This is a genomic window from Streptomyces sp. NPDC015220 (genome assembly GCF_043079345.1).
Classification (GTDB): domain Bacteria; phylum Actinomycetota; class Actinomycetes; order Streptomycetales; family Streptomycetaceae; genus Streptomyces.
In genome coordinates this window covers 1-13,632 of record NZ_JBIBUK010000037.1, presented here as the reverse complement: position 1 = coordinate 13,632, position 13,632 = coordinate 1, and the positions used below count along the sequence as shown (strand labels likewise).

Below are 13,632 nucleotides of genomic sequence, written 5' to 3'. Positions count from 1 at the left end.
GGAGCCCCTGCCGTGATCACCGCGACCTGCGGCGGGCCATTCCTGCCGCCGGGGCGAGGTAGGGGCCTGACCCCGGAAGTTGGACACGGAGTTATGCGACTTGCGTCAGCGTAGTTGATGTTCGGTCGAGTGCGTGTTCGTAGATGGGGCTGCGGTGTCCCAGGCGGCTGTGGCGGCGGACGGTGTTGTAGCGGTGCAGCCGACGGAAGAGTTCGAGGCGTCGCGCTCGCTTGACCAGCTCTTTCGGTTCTGGAGGGTCTCGCGTTTCATGGTCGCGTTCCAGCTCTCCGCCGCGGCGTTGTCCGCGCTGGAGCCGACGGCGCTCATGGACTGCCGAACGAACAGGCTCATCGCCTACTCCTAGGTTCCGCGGAGGGGACAGGCCCTGCCGGGCCTGCGCCGGCGGCGACGGCACGGCACGCGAGTTGCAGGGCGAGGCGTACCTCCGGGTCGGCGAGGTCGGCGCCGGTGAGTTCGGTGACCCGGCGGATCCGGGCGCCGACGGCGTTGCGGTGCAGATGCAGGGCCTCGGCGGCGCGGGCGGGCGAGTTGTTGTGGTCCAGGTACGCCTGGAGGGTGCGCACCAGCGGCCCGGCCCGTTCCGGGCCGAGGGCCAGCACCGGTGCGAGGAGTTCCTTGACCGCCTCCCGGGCCGAGTCGGACGCGTACCACTCGGTAAGCATGCGGTCCAGGCCGGCCGCGTCGTGGACCACCACCGGTGCGGCCGGGTCCCGCAGCAGTGCGGCCGCCGCCTCGCGGGCGGTGGCCCGGATGCCCAGCACGCCGCGGTGGGCGCCGCCGACACCGCAGCGCAGGGCCGCGGGATGGTCGCGCTCCAGGCGGCCGGCCAGCCGGCGCACGTCGTCGCCCAGCCGCCGGCGTTCCTCGGGGCCCGGCCCGATCTGCCAGGTGGCGAGCAGGATAAGCGCCTCGTCGGCGAGGGCGGCGTTCCAGCGGATGGCCGGGGCGCCCGCCTCGGTGTCGCCTGCCGACCAGTCCCGCAACAGGATGAGGGCTTCCGACATGACCGGTTCGAGCGCCTCATAGCGCTCGCCGGGCCCGCCTGTCTCGAGGCGTAGCGCGATGTGGTGACCGTCCACCGGCAGGCCCAGCGCCCGGCCGCGGGCCGCGAGGCGGGCGGTCCGCTCCCGGGGCGCCACCAGGATCTCCGCCAGCAGACGGCCGCGCGAGCGTACCGGTACATCTCCGCGGCCGCCGCCCGCCGCGGCCAGCGCCGCCATCGCCAGCACCGACCGCACCGCCTGTCCGGTGTGACCGCTGGCGCGCAGCGGCGCGGCGAGCCGTACCTCGCCGTCCGGGCCCGCAGCCGAGGCACCCGCCTCGCCCGGACCGGCCAGGCGGACCTCGACCGGCACGCCCAGCGCCCGCGCGGCGACCTGGGCCGCGCCCGCCGGGTCCCCCGCCACGCCGGGCAGTGCGGCGGCCGCGGCGGACACCCGGGCCAGCGCGTCGGCCGCGTCCCCGGCCACCGCCCGCTCCACCGCCACCACCAGGGCCGCCAGGTCGCCGTCCGCCGCGAGCAGCGCCACCCGGCCCCGTTCCGCCAGTGCCCGCACGGTCGCCGGCAGCGGCGGCGGCGCGCCGCGGTCCGCGGGCGGGCCGTCCGTCGCCGCGGAGCCGGTCCCCGCCGGGGTGCCCGGTCCGCCGTCCATGTCCGTGGTGCCGTGCCCGGCGGTGAGGACCACGGCCGCCGCGCCCGCGGCGGCCGCCTCGCGCAGGGCGACGTCCAGCAGGAGGCCGGGGACCGGCGCGGTGAGCACGACGAGCGAGCCGCCGGGTGCCTGCACGAGGCCCTCGCGCCGCGTCTCCAGGCGGGCACCCGTGACGGGCCGGGCGTCCAGGGGGCCCGCGAGGTGGCGCACGTCACGCAGACCGGGCGCGGAGAGCAGATCGGTGAGGAGGACCATGGCCACAGTGTGCCCTCGGCACATCCGGGTGGTGAACGGTGTGCTGCGGGCCACTGAAAGCGGACGGAATGCTTCCTATGGTTCCTCTCATGGACCTCGACGCCGCGGCGCTCGCCGCCTTCGCCCGGGGCTGCGCCTTGCTGGGTTCGGGGGGCGGCGGCCCCGTCTCGGTGACCCTGCCGGTCGCCGCGCAGGCTCTGGAGGAGTGCGGCCCCGTGCCGGTCGCCGACCCGCGCGACCTGCCCGGTGATGCCCTGGTGATGCCGTTCAGCCTGGTGGGTTCGCCGGCCGTGGCGGCCGAGCGGATCGGCGGCCGCGACGAGCCGGCGCGGCTGCGCGACCGGGTGGAGCAGCTCCACGGCCGGCCCGTCGCCGCCGTGTTGAGCAGTGAGATCGGCGGCCTCAACGGGCCCGCCGCCCTCGCCTGGGCTGCCCGGCTCCGGCTGCCGCTGCTGGACGCCGACAGCATGGGCCGGGCCTTCCCGCGGATGAACCAGAACGTGCTGGAACTGGCCGGGCTGCGGCCCGGGCCCGCCGTGCTGGTCGACGAGTACGGCCACACCGCGGTCCTCGACCACGTCGACGGCGTCCACCTGGAACTCCTGGTGCGCGGTGTCGTCGACGCGCTCGGCGGCCGCGCCGCTTCCAGCGACTACCCCCTCACCGCGGCCCTGGCCGCCGTGCACGCGGTCCCCGGCACCGTGACCCGCGCTCTGGCTCTGGGCCGCGGTGAGGTGCCCGCCCCGCTGCTCACCGGCAAGGTGGCCGACCTGCGCCGGGCGGGCGAGGCCACGCACGTGCTGCTGGAGGGCACCGGTGGCGACGACGGGCGGCTGCTGCGGCTGGAGGCCCGCAGCGAGTTCCTGGCGGTCGTGGAGGACGGCGCCTGCCGTGCCCTGGTACCCGACGTGATCTCCCTGGTGGACAGCCACACCGGCTGGGCCCTGCCGGTGGAGGAGATCCGCTACGGGCTACGGGTGGCACTGCACGTGCTGCCGGGGGCGCCTGCCTGGTACACCCCGGCAGGACTCTCCCTAGCCGGTCCGGCCGCGTTCGGGCTGACCGGACTGGTCCGCCCGGCCGCCACCGCGTCCGCCGCGGACGCCCGGTGACCCCCGGCGGCGGCACCCGGTGGGCCGGGACCCGGTCCGCCCGTGCCCGCACCGCGCCACCCGCCCGCCGCACCGCGGCCCGGGCCGACCGCACCGGTCCGGCGGCCCGTGCCGCCCGCGCACCCGTCCGCCGCACCGTCACCGCGCCCACCGGAGGTGCCCGGTGATCCTCGGCATCGACATCGGGTCCACCAGCACCGACGCGGTGCTGCTCGACGACGGCCGGGTGGCCGCCACCGCGAAGGTCCCGTCCCGGGCCGGCGACCCGGTGGCCTCCTTCCTGGCCGCCGCCCGGGCCGTCCCGGCCGCCGCCCGCGCGGACGTCGGCCAGGTCGCGCTCGGCCTGCGGGCCGCCGCCGGGGCCGTCGCCGCCCGGCGCGGCCTCGGCCGGGTCGGCGTGCTGCGCATCGGCACCGCCGACGCCGTACGGCCGCTGTACGGATGGCCCGCCGACCTGCGGGCGGCGGTGCTGGCCGGCGTGGCGGAGGCCGGGGGCGGCGGCGGCCTCGGCCCCGGTGCCGCCGTGCCCCTGGACCGGGACGCGGTGGCACGGTTCGGCGACCGGCTCGCCGGACGCGCCGACGCCTTCGCGGTGAGCGCCGTCTTCGCGCCCGCCGACGGCAGCCAGGAGCGCGAGGCGGCGGAGATCCTGCGGGCCCGCACCGACGTGCCGGTCCTGCTCTCCGGGGAGGTCGGCCCGCTGGGCCTGCTGCACCGGGAGAACGCCACCGTGCTGGACGCGGCCCTCAGTTCCCTCGTCGACGGCATCGCCGGCCGGGTGGAGGAGGCCCTGCCCCGGCTCGGACTGGCACCGGGCGCCGCGGTGTTCGTCACCCGGCACGACGGCACCCTCATGACCCTGGACTATCTGCGCCGCCAGCCCGGCCTCAGCCTCGGCTCGGGCCCCGCCTGCACCCTGCGCGGCGCCGGTCTGCTGGCGGGCAGCGAGGACGCCGTGGTCGCCGACATCGGCGCCCGCCGCGCCCGGGTGGGCACCCTGAGCGGCGGCTACCCGCAGGTCTCCGGCACCACCGAACTCATCGGCGGCGTCCCCGTCAACCTCCGCTTCCCCGACCTGATCACGGTGGACGCCCGGGCCCACCGCGACCTCGCGGAGGCCGCCGACCGCATGCGCCCGGGCGCCGGGCACTTCCCGCTGATCCTGGTCGGTGGCGGCGCGGACGACGTACCGGACGTGCCGGGTTTCCCCGTCGTGCGGCCGCCGCACGGGGCGGTGGCGGGCGCGTTCGGCGCCGCGGCCAGCCCGGTGGGCGGTCACCACGAACGGATCGTCCGCCCCGGCACGATCTCCGCCGAGGACGTCCGTGCGGAGGTCCTCGACCTCGCCCGGGCCGGCGCCGTCCGCGCCGGGGCCGACCCGAAACGCCTGTCCACCGTGCTCGAACCCGACCTGCCCGTCCCGTACCTGCCCGGCGCCGTGCTGGTCAGGGCACGGGCCGCGGGACCGCCACTGCCCCTGTGACACCGGCCGCCGGCCGCCCCCGGCCACGCCTTCCGTCCCTGGCGGCGGCCCACCGACGAGCCGCCGTACACCGTTCATCCCCGTAGCGAGGACCACCATGCCCAGACCACAGGGCGCCCCGGAGACGACCGGGGCCCGCACCGACGAGGAATACCCGCTGGAGAGGGTGCCGCGCGCGGCCCGCCACTCCTGGTTCGGCGTCGCCGTGCAGCGCTTCGGGCAGCTCTCCGACCTGACCCAGTTCCTGCTCGGCGCCACCCTGGGCGCCGGCCTGTCCTTCTGGGGCGCCTTCTGGGCGTTCACCCTGGGCTCGGTGATCCTGGAGGTCGTCTGCATATTCGTCGGCATCGCCGGCATGCGAGAGGGCCTGTCCACCTCGACACTGGTGCGCTGGACCGGCTTCGGCCGCTACGGCGCCAGCCTGATCGGCCTGGTCATCGCGGTCTCCCTGTTCGGCTGGTTCGGCGTGCAGACCGCGGTGTTCGCCGCCGGCCTGCACCAGTTGGTCGGCGCGGTTCCCATGTGGGCCTGGTGCCTGATCTGCGGGCTGGGCGTCACCGCTCTCGTGCTGCGCGGGTTCCGGGCGATGGGCTGGACCGCGTTCGTCACGGTGCCCGCCTTCCTGGGTCTGGCCGGCTGGGCGATGGGCGTGGAGTTCGCCCGCCACGACATGCTCGACCTGGTCCACGCCCAGCCGTTCGGCACCCACCTGTCCGTCGCCACCGGAGCCACCATCGTGGCCGGTTCGTACATCGCCGGAGCGATCGTCACCCCGGACATGACCCGCTTCAACCGCAACGCCGGTGACGTCGTCAAGCAGACCGTCATCGGCATCTCGCTCGGCGAGTACGTGCTCGGCCTGGCGGGCGTGCTGCTCGCCTACGCCGTGAAGTCGTCCGACCTGATCGCCATCATCACCTCCTCCTCGGGCGTGGCCGGTGTCATCGTCCTGGTCTCGGCCACCGTCAAGATCAACAACTGGAACCTGTACTCGGCCACCCTCGGCCTGGTGAACGCCGCCGAGGCGCTGCTGCACCTGCGCCTGAACCGGGTCGCCGTGACCGTGGCCCTCGGTGTGCTGGGCTCGGGCGCGGCCGCCGCGGGCATCCTGGACCGGTTCACGACCTTCCTGACCGTGCTGGGAGTCCTCACTCCGCCGGTGGCCGGGATCATGGTCGCCGAGTACTTCGTGGTCAAGCAGTGGCGGCCGCACCTGGACGCGTCCCGGGCCCGCGGCCGGCTGCCGGAGACCGAACCGGGCTGGGTGCCCGCCACCCTCGCGCTGTGGCTGGTCTCGTCGGTCTTCGGCTGGTTCTGCGACCACTACCAGTGGTGGGGCGTGCCCGCACTCAACTCCCTGGTCGTGGCGGGCCTCGGCTACGTCGTGCTCGGCCGCCTCGGCCTGGTCCGCTCCTTCGGCGACCGGCCGACCGTGCAGCCCGCTCGGCCCGCCGCCCAGATCGAGGCGGAGGCCGCGGCGGCCGCCCGCCACCCGGCCGCCGTCTGACCCGATCACCGGGGCCGGCCGCCCCGGACCCCCGCCCCACCCGTACGGACGAAGGAACACCATGCGCATCGGCATCGACGTCGGCGGAACCAACACCGACGCCGCGCTCCTCGGGGACGACGACCGCGTCCTCGCCGCCGCCAAGACGCCCACCACCGCGGACGTCACATCCGGCGTCGGCGCCGCGATCCGGGCCCTGAACCCGCCGGTCGGCGACATCACCGCGGTGATGATCGGCACCACGCACTTCCTCAACGCCCTGATCGAGGGCGCCCGGCTCGCCCCGGTCGCCGCCGTGCGGCTCGGCCTGCCCGCCACCGCGGCGCTGCCCCCGATGACGGACTGGCCCGACCGGCAGCGTGCCGCGGTCGGCGGCCACGCCTACCTCTGCCACGGCGGGCGGGAGTTCGACGGCCGGCCACTCTCCCCGCTCGACACGGACGAACTGCGCCGCACCGCCGCCGACATCGCCGCCCGCGGGCTGACGTCGGTCGCGATCTCCTCGGTGTTCTCCCCGGTCGCCGAGGAGGACGAGCGGCGCGCCGCCGAGATCCTCGCCGCGGAACTCGCCCCCGGCACCCGTTTCTCCCTCTCCCACGAGATCGGCCGGGTCGGGCTGCTGGCCCGGGAGAACGCCACCATCGTCAACGCCGCGCTGCGCGACCTCGCCGACCACATCGTGGAGTCGTTCGGGAAGGCGCTGGCCGAGGCGGAGATCACCGCCCCGTTCTTCCTCTCCCAGAACGACGGCACCCTGATGGACGTCGGCCACGCGCGGACCTACCCGGTGGCCACGTTCGCCTCCGGGCCGACCAACTCCATGCGCGGCGCGGCCTTCCTGTCCGGCCTGGCCGACTGCGCCGTCGTCGACGTCGGCGGCACCACCGCGGACATCGGCATCCTCACCGGCGGCTTCCCCCGCGAGGCCGCGGGCGAGTCGGAGGCCGCCGGCATCCGCACCAACTTCCGCATCCCCGACGTCCTCTCGCTCGGCATCGGCGGCGGCTCCCTGGTCGACGGGGACGGCGAGACCGGGCCGCGCTCCGTCGGCTACCGGCTCACCGAGGAAGCGCTCGTCTTCGGCGGCTCCACCCTCACCGCCACCGACCTGGCCGTCGCCGCGGGCCGCGCCGAGGTGGGCGACCCGGGCCGCGTCGCCCACCTCGACCGGGCCTTCGCCGAACGCGCCCTGACCCGCATCGCCGGCCGGCTCGCGGAGGCCGTCGACCGGATGCGCACCTCCGCCGCGCCGCTGCCGGTGGTGGCCGTCGGCGGCGGCTCGATCCTCGTCCCCGAGGCCCTGCCCGGCTTCGACGACGTGCGCCGCCCCGCCAACTTCGGTGTCGCGAACGCGGTCGGCGCCGCCATCGCCCAGGTCGGTGGCGAGGTCGACCGGGTCTTCCGGGTCCGCGAGGGCCACCGCGAGGAGGTGCTCGCCCAGGCCCGCGAGGAGGCCACCGGCCGCGCCCTGGACGCCGGCGCCAAGGACGGCACCGTCCGGATCGTCGACATCGAGGAGGTGCCGCTCGCCTACCTCCCCGGCGGGGCCACCCGGATCCGCGTCAAGGCCGTCGGCGACCTCGATCTGCACCGCATCCAGCACGTCACGAACACCGGAGCCCCCACCCATGCGTGAGATCACCCTCGACAACCTCGACGACATCGCCCGCGGCGCCGGCATCCTCGGCACCGGCGGCGGCGGCGACCCCTACATCGGCAAGCTCCTCGCCCGCGAGGCGATCCGCGCCCACGGCCCCGTCACCGTCGTCGGCATCGACGAGGTCCCCGGCGACGCCCTGGTCGTCCCGGTCTCCGGCATGGGCGCCCCGACCGTGCTGCTGGAGCGCGTCCCCAACGGCGGTGAGGAACTGACCGCGCTGCGCGCCCTGGAGAAGCACCTCGGCCGGTCGGCGACCCATCTGGTGCCGATCGAGATCGGCGGTGTCAACTCCATGCTGCCGATCGCCTGCGCCGCGCAGGCCGGGCTGCCGCTCGTCGACGGCGACGCCATGGGCCGTGCCTTCCCCGAGGCGCAGATGGTGCTGCCCGGTCTGATCGGGGTCGCCAACACCCCGATGGCGCTCGCCGACGACAAGGGCAACACGATCGTGGTGGACGCCGTCTCCAACCACGCCGCCGAGCGCATCGCGCGGGCCGTGTGCGTGGAGCTCGGCTGCCAGATCTCCTGCGCCGACACCGTCCTGCGGGGCGACCAGCTCGCCGCCGGCCTGGTGCCCGAGACGCTCACCCTGGCCGAACGGCTCGGCGCCGCCGTCCGCGAGGCCCGCGCGGCGCACGAGGACCCGGTCGTCGCCGCGGTCACGATGCTGGGCGGCATCCGTCTGCTGACCGGCAAGGTCGTCGACGTCTCCCGGCGCACCGAGGGTGGCTTCGCCCGTGGCCGGGCCGTCCTGGAGGGCATCGGCGAGGACACGGGCCACACGCTGGAGCTCGGCTTCCAGAACGAGCACCTGCTGGCCGTCCGCGACGGTGTCACCGTCGCCACCACGCCCGACCTGATCTGCGTGCTCGACAGCGAGACCGGCGACCCGGTGACCACCGAGGGCCTGCGGTACGGGCTGCGGGTCTGCGCCCTGGTCGCCCGCTGCGACCCGCGCTGGACCTCCGAGGGCGGCCTTGCCCTCGCCGGGCCGCGTTACTTCGGTTACGACACCGACTACCTGCCGTTCGGCAGCACGCTCTGACCAGCGCCTCCCGCTCCCCCGTGCCCCCGCTCCCGCGATCCGGCGCGCTTGCGGGGTGCACCTCCCCGGCTGCCCGGTACGGGCCGCCGGTGTCTGCGGCGGTGACCATCACGCCCAGGAGCAGGCCGAGCGTGTCGACCACGACGTGCCGCTTTGCGGCAGCAGCTCGAGGGGGTGATCTGGCGGTTACCAGGGCTATAAGGACACCGTGATCATCCACGGGGCGGTGAAGGACATCACCGTCGAGGTGGTCCGCCGCAACCCCGGCGACGAAGGCAAGGGCTTCGTCCCGCAACCGAAGCGGTGGGTCGTCGAGCAGGTCAACGGCACCCTCATGCTGCACCGGCGCCTCGCCCGCGACTACGACCACCGGCCCGACAACGCGGCCTCCCGCGTCTACCCACAGGCCGCGTCGGGGACCGCCTCGTCGTGTACAGCAACATCTCCTCCACGTGATCACTGCGACAGGCGTCGACCGCCTGCCGGAAGAGACCTCCGCACGTGGAGGGCCGTATCGGCGAGCGTTCGGCGGGAACAGCCAGCGTGCTTTCGGCGACGGCCCGGTCCCCTCTCCATGTCACCGATCGGTCACCCCGACGTGAAGTCTGATCCGGGCGGGCAGTCCCGGCTGGTCGAGGAAGTCCCGTAGATGGGGCAGCGCCTCCGACTCGATCCTGTCCAGCGCCATGCGCACCTCGGTGTCCGCCGCGAGGGTGACTCGCAGGGCAAGGTGCGGATAGCGGGAGCTGTGCGTCAGCCGAGCGCGGGCCTGGTGGACGCCGCGGTAGGACTCGATCTCGTCCTCCAGCGCCCCGGTGACGGCAGCGGCGCTGAGCGTGGTGGCCCCCTTGCTACGGTCCGCCTCGACCGGCAGGCTGCGCACGTCGTCCGGCCGCAGCTGCGCCACTACGGCAAGCAGGCCAAAGACGGTGAAGAGTGCGCCGACGAAGCCGATCAGCGGCCATAGCCACAGCGACGTGGCGGCATAGTGGCGCTCCGCGACAGTGAGCAGAGGTGCGGAGGGCCCTGCCGAGTCCAGGAGCCCGCAGCCATACAGGAACGCCAGGACTCCCCCAGCCAGCAGGAGAAGTCCGGTCAGGGCGAGTGCGATGCGGTTGGCTCTGTCGAGGTGTCGAATCATGGTTTCCCCCTGGCCGTCCGTACCCTCACGGTCACCTTGTACGAAGATGCGGTGCGGAGTGCCGTGAGCCGCTCGCGGGTGATATCAGTGATTCGTTCGTGCAGGTCCTGTCGTTCGCGCAAGGGGGTGGTGACCTTCACTTTCACGCGGCGGCCGCGCAGCCGTACGCGGTGGTGGTCGACTCCGTCCACTCGGCCGACCGCTCCGTCGACACTGCGGCGCAGTCCGCGCCTGGTCAGCAGGGTGCGGTTGTGCTTGTCCGTGCTGGTCACCCGAACAGCCCGGCGATGCCCGCGCGACAGGGCTGCCCACAGGAGGAACAGACCGGCGAGGGCCGTCGCGGCCGCCACTGCCATGATGGCGTTGTCGCCCCACCGGTTGCCCTCGAGTTCGGTGGTGATGGCGCGTTGCGGCCAGACCACCGGGGGATTTCCCGTGCCGACCGCCACCACGTCCACGGCCAGCGCCGCGCCGGCCGCGGCAACGATCAGAGAGATCAAGGCAACCAGCATCCTGCGCACGACACGCCTCATCGCACTCTCCGGGAGGGGTGAGGCGCCGACGCGAGTTGGGTGACGTCGATGTCGACATGATCCACGTGCAGACCGGTGAGGCTCTCCACCCGCTCGATGATGTGGTCGCGCAGCCGGCGAGTGGTAGTGCGGACCGAGCACGGCCAGACGAGGGACACCGTGACGGACAGGGACGTGGCGTCTCCACCGACCCAGGCGGTTACGGGGGACGCTCGCTGCATCCCTTCGCGACCGACAGGGACGCCGAGCACGCGCGGAGCGACGCCCCCGGCCCGGCCCGCCTCCCGTACGGCCCGCGCGGCGATCTTCTCCACCACCCGTTCGCCGATGACCGTGCGTCCCGGGCCCTCACCCGGCGCAGGGTCGGGCTCTTCGCTGACGGTGGGACCGGCGTCGCTGCCGCTCATCCGCGGATCCTCGAGCGATGGGTACCGGCGCGGTAGGCGTCGCGGGACGCCTTCAGATCGAACCCGCCCTCAGCGATCCAGCCGACGAGCAGGCCGATCAGTCCGAGGCACAGAACGACGAAAAAGGGGACGACGCCGCCGAAGGCTCCGGCGAAGCCCAGAGCCACGCCGAATGCCAGACCGAGAGCAGCGGGGGACGGGGACACAGCACACCTCGCACAAGAAGATCGTGGGTTTCAGCAGGCGGATCCGCCTGCCGGAGGGTCGTCGGGAACAAGGTCTTCGACGACTACGTCGACCACGGCATCCGGTGCCGCGGCGGTGACGGCGTCCCTCACCTGAGCGCCGATTTCCGCGATGGGGTGGCCATAGCGGCCCACGACGTGCACTCGGACCGTCCTACCGGACAGCTCAACGCCGGGTACTCGCCGTCCGGGCAGGTAGACCGACGCGCCGTACGGTCCGGCGGTCAACCTGCTGACCAGCCGGCAGCCAGCTGCCGCCGCGGCGATCCGCCCCGGGTCGAACTCGCGGCCGTCCGCCGTCGGGCCGCCGCTCCCGGCGGCAGTACCGCCGCGGTCGGGCGGCCCGTTCACTGCACCCGTGGGCCCGTTGACGCGCCTTCCTCCTCCTCGGCTTCGGGCAGACGGACGTCGTCAACGGCGATGTTCACCTCCACCACCTCCAGGCCGGTCATGCCCTCGATGGACTTGATGATGTTGCGCCGCACGCCGTTCGCCAGGTCGATGATCGAAACGCCGTATTCACAGACGATGACGATATCCACCGCTGCCTGGGTCTCCCCCACCTCCACGGTCACTCCTTGGGTGATGCTGGGACCGCGCGACCCGGGTATGCGCTCACGGACGGCTCCAACGGCCCGTGACCCACCGGTGCCGAGGTTGTAGACACCGTCGACCTCGCGCGCGGCTATACCGGCGATCTTCTGCACCACCACATCGGAGATGGTGGTCCTGCCGTGTTCGGTCACCAGATCCCCACGCCCGTCACCGAACCGGTTTCCGGTCAAGCCTGCCTTCGGCGTCGACTCTGTCGATGGAGTGCTCATCGCCTGTGCTCCTAGGTGCAGGGGAATTTAATCCTTTATGTCACGAGATGGCGAGCTCTGCACCGTGACTTCCCCCGGCCAGGCGTGCTGAGTAGGTGTTTTCCTTCTTCGAGCTGACGAGGCCGAACTGTCCAAGGCGGTCCGGATGCCGGAGTGTGCCCGGTTGGCTTCGTAACCGAGAGTGGGTGAACCCTGCGTCGCCGCGCTGCGCGGCTTTTGCTAGAGGGGGCCCGTCACATAGGGAGTGAGAACAGCCGTACTGGCCCTGAGGGCCACCGGGCATCGTCGCGCAGGGGCGTCACCATGGTCCGCAGCGGCATGGTCACGAGGCGGCCTTCGGGTTGTTCGACGAGTACGTCCTTGTCAAGCGGGTGCCATCCGAGGCGCTGGTAGAGCGACACGAGGGGAGGCCGGCAGAAGAGGAGTGCGTGGTGAGGACCCATCGTTCGGGCGTGCTCCAGGGCAGCTGTGACGACGAGGCGAGCGAGGCCCTGACCTTGCCTGCCGGGTGAGACAGCCACCCCACCGACGCCCACCACCTCTGTCTCGGCGTCGCCGATCGCAACAGGCAGTCGCAGCAGGCCGGCGTGTGCCACGAGGCGGCCGTCGTGCCGGATGCCGAAGTGCTCTTCTTTCGGCAGCCAGGTCAGACCGGTCCAGGCGACACCGAAGGGATCATCGCTGATGCCAAGGATCTCCTCCTGGTCCGCCTTCATGTACTGGGCGAGCCGCACCACAGTCGGTGCCACAGGGGATCGGTTCTCAGTCATTCCCACATGATGATCTCTCCGCCGAGCACTGGCCTAGTGCTGTGAGCGCGCAGGTTCACCGGGTTCGCTGGCCGCTGCGACCGCTGGACTGGTTGGATTACGGCCGACAATGAGGTGTTCGGTCCGGGGCGTGCAAGGTTCGCCCGCGATCCTGCGTCGGGAGGGCACATGCAGCGCGGCGAGGTCTGGTTGGCGGACTTTGACGAGCGGCGGCCGGTAGTGCTGCTGTCAGGAGACGAAGCGTCCGGGTTCCGAGCGATGCAGGTCGTCGCTCCTGCGGGGACCGAGATCAGCGGTGTGGCCGTCGAGGTGGCAGTGGGGGCGCCCGAGGGGCTGCCTCTCGAGGGCGTCCTTCGAGTGGCGCTGCCACGTCCCGGTCTTGTCCCGTGCACTTGGCTGGTCACGTTGGCCCAGGAAGATCTGACCGAGCAGGTGGGAGTCTTGTCGTCAGCGAAGCTCGGCGAGATCGAGGATGCCCTCCGTGCCGGTGGACTCGAGCAGGCGGCGCACTAGGCTGCTCGCCGACCTCACCGTGAAGCACGGATGCCTCCGGTTCTCGCAGGTCAACGTCCGATGCCCGCTGGGAGTTGATCGAACCGGTGCTGTCAGCCTGGCGCTTCGAACGTCGCGGCAGGGCCCTGGACTTCGGCCGTCCGCCCGAGCACGACCTGCGCGACATCATGGACGCGATCCTGTACGTGGACCGCACCGGCGTGCAGTGGCGCTACCTCCCACACGACTTCCCCCACTGGAACACGGTCTACGGCTACTTCACCAAGTGGCAGCGGGAAGGCGTGTTCGCCCAGCTAAACGGCCTGCTCAGGCAACTGCTGCGGCAGAAAGAGGGCCGCGACAGCGAACCAACGGCCTGTGTGATCGATGCCCAGAGCATCAAGACCTCCACCAGCGTTCATGCCTCCAGTCAGGGCATCGACGCCGGAAAGAAGATCGTCGGCCGCAAGCGGAGCATCGTCACC

Annotated in this window: 14 protein-coding genes and 2 pseudogenes; 8 read left to right on the top strand and 8 right to left on the bottom strand. The window is 73.1% G+C overall.

The window, feature by feature from the left end:
* Window positions 1-105: 105 nt before the first annotated feature.
* Both ACF061_RS37395 and ACF061_RS37390 read right to left on the bottom strand, forming a co-directional pair.
* Entirely contained in the window at window positions 106-351 is a 246-nt protein-coding gene (locus ACF061_RS37395; RefSeq protein WP_392271481.1) for a hypothetical protein, read from the bottom strand.
* On the bottom strand, window positions 348-1,928 hold the full coding sequence (locus ACF061_RS37390) for a PucR family transcriptional regulator (protein WP_392271480.1): 1,581 nt from the start codon (window positions 1,926-1,928) through the stop codon (window positions 348-350). Before ACF061_RS37390 ends, ACF061_RS37395 begins: the two co-directional genes overlap by 4 nt.
* Window positions 1,929-2,017: 89 nt before the next feature.
* Here ACF061_RS37390 and ACF061_RS37385 point away from each other — a divergent pair, with 89 nt between their 5' ends.
* From ACF061_RS37385 to ACF061_RS37360, 6 genes and pseudogenes are all read left to right on the top strand, one after another.
* The gene (locus ACF061_RS37385) at window positions 2,018-3,040 is read left to right on the top strand and encodes a DUF917 domain-containing protein (protein ID WP_392271479.1); all 1,023 of its coding nucleotides are present in this window, start codon (window positions 2,018-2,020) and stop codon (window positions 3,038-3,040) included.
* Between the two features lie 163 nt (window positions 3,041-3,203).
* The gene (locus tag ACF061_RS37380; protein WP_392271478.1) at window positions 3,204-4,523 is read left to right on the top strand and encodes a hydantoinase/oxoprolinase N-terminal domain-containing protein; all 1,320 of its coding nucleotides are present in this window, start codon (window positions 3,204-3,206) and stop codon (window positions 4,521-4,523) included.
* Between the two features lie 97 nt (window positions 4,524-4,620).
* Window positions 4,621-6,030, top strand: a complete 1,410-nt coding sequence (locus tag ACF061_RS37375; RefSeq protein ID WP_392271477.1) for a purine-cytosine permease family protein — start codon at window positions 4,621-4,623, stop codon at window positions 6,028-6,030.
* A 61-nt stretch (window positions 6,031-6,091) separates the two neighbouring features.
* The gene (locus tag ACF061_RS37370) at window positions 6,092-7,666 is read left to right on the top strand and encodes a hydantoinase/oxoprolinase N-terminal domain-containing protein (RefSeq protein WP_392271476.1); all 1,575 of its coding nucleotides are present in this window, start codon (window positions 6,092-6,094) and stop codon (window positions 7,664-7,666) included.
* Window positions 7,659-8,735, top strand: coding sequence for a DUF917 domain-containing protein (locus ACF061_RS37365; RefSeq protein ID WP_392271475.1), 1,077 nt, complete (start codon window positions 7,659-7,661; stop codon window positions 8,733-8,735). Before ACF061_RS37370 ends, ACF061_RS37365 begins: the two co-directional genes overlap by 8 nt.
* Window positions 8,736-8,925: 190 nt before the next feature.
* Window positions 8,926-9,135: pseudogene (locus ACF061_RS37360) on the top strand (IS5/IS1182 family transposase); the annotation flags it as partial.
* Window positions 9,136-9,312: 177 nt separating this feature from the next.
* Here ACF061_RS37360 and amaP read toward each other — a convergent pair.
* The 6 genes from amaP to ACF061_RS37330 all read right to left on the bottom strand — a co-directional run bounded on the left by amaP (window position 9,313) and on the right by ACF061_RS37330 (window position 12,655).
* Window positions 9,313-9,876 (bottom strand): alkaline shock response membrane anchor protein AmaP, encoded by a 564-nt coding sequence (gene amaP / locus ACF061_RS37355; RefSeq protein ID WP_392271474.1) that lies wholly within the window; start codon window positions 9,874-9,876, stop codon window positions 9,313-9,315.
* Window positions 9,873-10,388 carry a DUF6286 domain-containing protein gene (locus ACF061_RS37350; RefSeq protein WP_392271527.1) on the bottom strand — a complete coding sequence of 172 codons (516 nt, stop codon included), beginning with the start codon at window positions 10,386-10,388 and terminating at the stop codon, window positions 9,873-9,875. The genes amaP and ACF061_RS37350 overlap by 4 nt, the downstream gene beginning before the upstream one ends.
* A 17-nt stretch (window positions 10,389-10,405) precedes the next feature.
* The gene (locus ACF061_RS37345) at window positions 10,406-10,816 is read right to left on the bottom strand and encodes an Asp23/Gls24 family envelope stress response protein (RefSeq protein ID WP_392271473.1); all 411 of its coding nucleotides are present in this window, start codon (window positions 10,814-10,816) and stop codon (window positions 10,406-10,408) included.
* Window positions 10,813-10,983, bottom strand: coding sequence for a hypothetical protein (locus ACF061_RS37340; RefSeq protein WP_392271472.1), 171 nt, complete (start codon window positions 10,981-10,983; stop codon window positions 10,813-10,815). Before ACF061_RS37340 ends, ACF061_RS37345 begins: the two co-directional genes overlap by 4 nt.
* Before the next feature lie 425 nt (window positions 10,984-11,408).
* The gene (locus ACF061_RS37335; protein WP_392271471.1) at window positions 11,409-11,885 is read right to left on the bottom strand and encodes an Asp23/Gls24 family envelope stress response protein; all 477 of its coding nucleotides are present in this window, start codon (window positions 11,883-11,885) and stop codon (window positions 11,409-11,411) included.
* A 233-nt stretch (window positions 11,886-12,118) separates the two neighbouring features.
* The gene (locus ACF061_RS37330) at window positions 12,119-12,655 is read right to left on the bottom strand and encodes a GNAT family N-acetyltransferase (protein ID WP_392271470.1); all 537 of its coding nucleotides are present in this window, start codon (window positions 12,653-12,655) and stop codon (window positions 12,119-12,121) included.
* A gap of 168 nt (window positions 12,656-12,823) precedes the next feature.
* Between ACF061_RS37330 and ACF061_RS37325 the strand changes: the two genes are divergently transcribed.
* Both ACF061_RS37325 and ACF061_RS37320 read left to right on the top strand, forming a co-directional pair.
* Window positions 12,824-13,168 (top strand): type II toxin-antitoxin system PemK/MazF family toxin, encoded by a 345-nt coding sequence (locus tag ACF061_RS37325; RefSeq protein WP_392271469.1) that lies wholly within the window; start codon window positions 12,824-12,826, stop codon window positions 13,166-13,168.
* Between the two features lie 56 nt (window positions 13,169-13,224).
* A pseudogene (locus ACF061_RS37320) lies at window positions 13,225-13,632 on the top strand (transposase); the annotation flags it as partial.